2 protein-coding genes are annotated in these 4,888 nt (G+C 45.0%); both read left to right on the top strand.

The window, feature by feature from the left end; translation table 11 throughout:
• Nucleotides 1-4,493 (top strand): DUF6443 domain-containing protein (locus tag DBR11_RS21120; protein ID WP_108554602.1); only part of this gene is annotated, 4,493 nt, incomplete at its 5' end.
• Nucleotides 4,490-4,762: a hypothetical protein gene (locus tag DBR11_RS21115; RefSeq protein ID WP_108554601.1), complete on the top strand. Its 273-nt coding sequence runs from the start codon at nucleotides 4,490-4,492 to the stop codon at nucleotides 4,760-4,762. The genes DBR11_RS21120 and DBR11_RS21115, both read left to right, overlap by 4 nt.
• Nucleotides 4,763-4,888: the final 126 nt, after the last annotated feature.

Genomic DNA, 4,888 nt, shown 5'->3' with positions numbered 1-4,888 from the left:
GTGCTGGGGCATCCAATGGAACAGGTACCGCTGCCAGTTTTTATAACCCTTTAAATACGGCAGTAGATGCTGCCGGAAATGTTTATGTCGCAGATGGAGATAACCATCAGATCCGTAAAATTACCCCCGCTGGAGTGGTGACCACACTGGCTGGATCAGGTTATGGGGGTTATGCGGATGGTACGGGGGCAGCCGCCGTTTTCCAGCACCCAGCGGCTTTGGCGGTGGACGCTTCAGGAAATGTATTCGTCTCTGATCAGCAGAACCACAGGATCCGAAAGGTTACCCCGGCAGGCGTGGTGACTACATTTGCGGGTAGCGGTTCGATAGGCTCTGCCAATGGAACAGGCACAGCCGCCAGTTTCTACTACCCAATAGGATTGGCGTTTGATGGTTCAGGAAACCTTTATGTTGCCGATTCTTACAACAATAAAATCAGGATGATCACCCCGGCAGGTGTAGTGAGTAATTTCGCAGGAAGCGGTACTCAGGGTGCCAGCAATGGGGCCGCGCTCTCCGCAAGTTTTAATAAACCCATGGGTGTTGCGTTTGACCAGGCGGGAGCACTGTATGTTGCAGACCGCTACAACCATATGGTGAGAAAGATCAGTTCCGGTGTAGTATCAACCTTAGCCGGTAGTGGCTCGATAGGCTCAGCCAATGGCACAGGAACAGCTGCTAGTTTTAACTATGTCAACAGTGTGGCTGTAGACCTTGCAGGAAATATATATGTTGTAGATTATTTAAATAACATGATCCGTAAGATCACCCCGGCCGGCGTGGTGACCAGCTTTGCAGGAACAACAACAGCCGGATCAGTGAATGGTACCGGATCAGTGGTCCGTTATAACGGTCCTTATGGAATTTCGATTGATAGCCAGGGCAATCTCTACCTGGCAGAGAATGCCAATAACATGATCCGTAAGATTGCCACCTCTGCATTCAACATTTACCCCAACCTGCCTGCAGGTCTGAGTTTCAACAATGCAAATGGTACCATCTCAGGCACGCCGGCAACAATTACCGCTGCGGCGAACTACCAGATCCAGGCCTTTAATACCACCAACAGCAGTAATGTATTTTCCTTAAATCTTGCTGTGACGGGCGCCGCACCAAGTGCCGTCCAGGCGAGCCAGGATCAGAACTACGTTCTGACTTATACGCCAAACCAGGCCGGGCTCACTTCTGATGCGGCAGTTATTTCTGCCGGTTCAGATATTTCCAAAGTACAGGCCGATATTCAGTATTTTGATGGGTTGGGAAGACCCTTGCAGGCTATACAGGTAAAAGGGAGTCCTACGTTAAGGGACGTAATTACGCCTATGGCCTATGATACTTATGGCCGGGAGGACAAGAAATATCTGCCTTATTCTGGTACGGTAGCGGCCAGTAACGGCAGCTATAAAGTCAATGCGGTCACAGAACAGACTAGTTTTTATACCGATCCCACCAATCCCGTTGGCTGGGGGGCGCCCGGCGTAACTGTTATGCCAGGTGCTGCTTTTTCAAAAACAGTATTTGAAGCCAGCCCGTTAAACCGTGTCGTTGAACAAGGGGCTCCGGGTTCGGTTTGGCAACCAGCTGCAAGCCGTACTGCGACCACCGGACGAACCGCCACTATAGCTTATGGAAGTAACAACAGCTCTATCGCTTACTCAACAACCGGATTTGCGGTACGGATGTATAATGCCGATGTGGTTGCCGGAGCAGGCCATGAACATGAAAGGACGCTGTCCGGTACAGGCTACTATGGGGCAAACCAATTGCACCTTTCCATCAGTAGAGACGAGAACTGGACCTCTACCGATGGAAAGGTCGGTACTGTAGAGGAATATAAGGATAAGGAAGACCGGGTGGTATTGAAGCGCTTTTTTAATCTAATCGGAACAACTATAGAAACCCTGTCTACCTATTATGTGTATGATGATCTGGGGAACCTGAGTTTTGTACTTCCGCCAGGGGCCAGCCCCGATGCAGTCGCTGTGCCTGTACAGACTACCCTGGATAACTTTTGTTATCAGTACCGTTACGATGGAAGAAAACGTCTGATTGAAAAAAAGGTCCCAGGCAAGGGCTGGGAGTTTATGGTGTACAACAAGCTGGACCAGGTGGTGGCTAGTCAAGATGCCGTTCAGCGAAGTAGATCGGTTCAAGACTGGCAGTTCAATAAATATGACGCCTTTGGCCGGGTGATTCAAACCGGGATCTACACTTATTCTGTCAGTACCCCCAATTATAACTATCGTTCTGCATTGCAAGCGACAATAGACGGACAACCATCCACGATCACATTGTGGGAGAACAGGATAGGGACAGGTAATGGTTACAGTAACCAATGCTGGCCAACCACGAATGTTTCTGCTACACTGAGTTTAAATTATTACGACGATTATAATATCCCCGGGCTGCCTGCAGTGGCCCCATTCAATCAGTCAGCTTCTTATAGCTCGATGACCAAGTCGCTGCTTACGGCCAGCCAGGTGAACGTATTGGGCACTTCCCAAATGCTGTGGACGGTGAATTACTACGATAATGAAGCCCGGGTAGTTCGGAGTATCCAGCAGCATTATAAAGGAGCGGCAGTTTCCAACACCAGTTATGACGATGTGACCAACACTTACAGTTTTGTAGGTGAAGTATTGACCAGTACACGTCGTCATTATGTAAATGGCACCGAGCAGCTCTATGCGGCCAACCGTTATACCTACGACTACCGGGGACGTGCGAAGGATAAATATCAAAAGACAGGAGATAACATCTCCACAACCAATGCAGAGGTATTGCTGAGCCGGAAAAACTACAATGAGGTAGGGCAATTAACAAATAAACAGCTCTATAGTACGAATTCTGGTAGCAGTTTTGCCCAGACGGTTAGCTATGCCTATAACCCACGGGGCTGGTTAAAAAGCCAGAGTGCGCCCTTGTTTACCCAAAACCTAAAATACGAAGATATCCTTACTGGTGTCACTAGTCAGTACAATGGGAACATCAGCCGTCAGGAGTGGGGCACAGGAAAGTATTACAACTATATCTATGACAGGCTCAACCGTTTGAACTCAGCAATCAGTGACGAGAACCACAACGAACTGATCGGTTACGATGTGATGGGCAACATTAGCCGCTTACAGCGGAAACAGGCAGGAGCATTGGTCGATCAGTTGAAATACACCTACACTACGGGCAACCGGTTGGATAATGTGTTAGACAGCACCACCACAAACACCAGTGCTGCTTTCCAGTTGCCAGGAACAACAAGTTATACGTATGACCTGAACGGAAACATCAGCTCCAGAAGCAATGCTGCCTATAGCACAAACAATCTGACCTCAATCACTTATAATTATCTAAATTTGCCCTCCACGATGACTGCAGGTGCAGCAGCGGTGAACTATACCTATGATGCCACAGGCAATAAATTGAGTAAGCAGGTACCTTCCATTAGTTTGAATAATGAGTATATTCGGGGCATCCAATACGAGAGTGGCGTATTAAAGTTTGTATCCACAGCAGAGGGACGGGTGGTGCGCAACAGTGCAACGAGTTACTCTTACGAATACACGCTTGCAGATCACCTGGGTAACGGAAGAGTGTACTTTGATATTAGTGGAGGACTAGCCAGAAAAATCCAGGAAACAGATTATTATGCCTTTGGCTTGGACATCCAGAGAAGTTTGATCGGTACAGAGAACAAGTACCAGTATAACGGTAAAGAAAAACAAGACCAGGAAAAGTTGTATGATTACAGGGCAAGATTTTATGATCCGGTGATTGGAAGATGGAGTGTCACAGATTCACACGGAGAAAAATATGAATCAATAGGGAACTATTCTTATGCATTCAATAATCCTACCAGGTTCGTTGATATAAAAGGTCAGGATCCCGGAGATGTCGTTGTTGTTTTTGGTGGTGCTGACTTAAGTCGTAATGGTGATAGTGGAGGTGCGCCGTTGATATTGAAACAAATTCAAGAAGGCCATTTGGATAAAAAAGGTGGAGTGGGACAAGCTTTTCATTCAGACTATTGGGGTACATCTCTAGATGATCCGAAAAGTTTAGATAAGGCAACTCAATATGCTTACGATTTTGTGTTGGCAAATTATAATAAAGTAGGGACAGAAGATGTTGAAGGTGGTCAAATTATAGTACAGGGATATAGTTATGGTGGGGTTTTAGCTAATCACCTGGCAAAAAGACTTAAAGAAGCAAAACTTGACGTAAGTCTTTTAGTCACAGTTGATGCTGCTGCAGGACCCGAATCATCCAAGGTAGATCGGACAATACCATCTAATGTTAAAAAAAATCTAAACTATTATCAAACTACTCCTTCATTAATTAGATCTAGAGGCGATAGAAATAAAAAAGAAGAGGGCGAAAAAAATAAAAATACAATAAGAAACATTGACGTGTCAAAAATTACAAATGAACACGGTAAAATTGATGAAAAGCTATTTTTTAACATAGTAAATGACATTTTAAGACAACTTAACCAATGAAAGAACAAATAAAAGACAAACAATTAGGTATTTGGTTTATATATATATTGGGCGGGGGACTCATGATACCCATTATATCTTATTACTTGTCAATACCTGATATACTCCCAATGCAAGCTTATATTCAAGTTTATTTAAGTGGTCCAATCTTAGTAGTTTTAGGATTATTGTTATTTTTCTTTTATAGGAAGAAACCAGTTGGGTTATTTTTCTTTATTATGGGTATATGGTGGATATTGAATATAGTTTATGAACTATTGACTAAATAATGTCCTTGTTAAATTCGCTATTCAGCCAGCCCATTTGCAGGGGAGTATAAGGCGAATTATGCCATTCAAAATTGGGGGGAGGTCACTCAGATTTATTAATGAATTGATGTAAGTGCTGGTTTAGGA

It is taken from the genome of Pedobacter sp. HMWF019 (assembly GCF_003061025.1).
Taxonomy (GTDB): Bacteria; Bacteroidota; Bacteroidia; order Sphingobacteriales; family Sphingobacteriaceae; genus Pedobacter.
The sequence above is the reverse complement of the archived record's forward strand: the minus strand, read 5'-3'. Positions and strand labels throughout refer to the sequence as shown.

Bases quoted from the DNA above. Each gene is read 5' to 3' on its own strand.
- DBR11_RS21115 (WP_108554601.1), top strand. From the start codon at position 4,490: ATGAAAGAACAAATAAAAGACAAACAATTAGGTATTTGGTTTATATAT.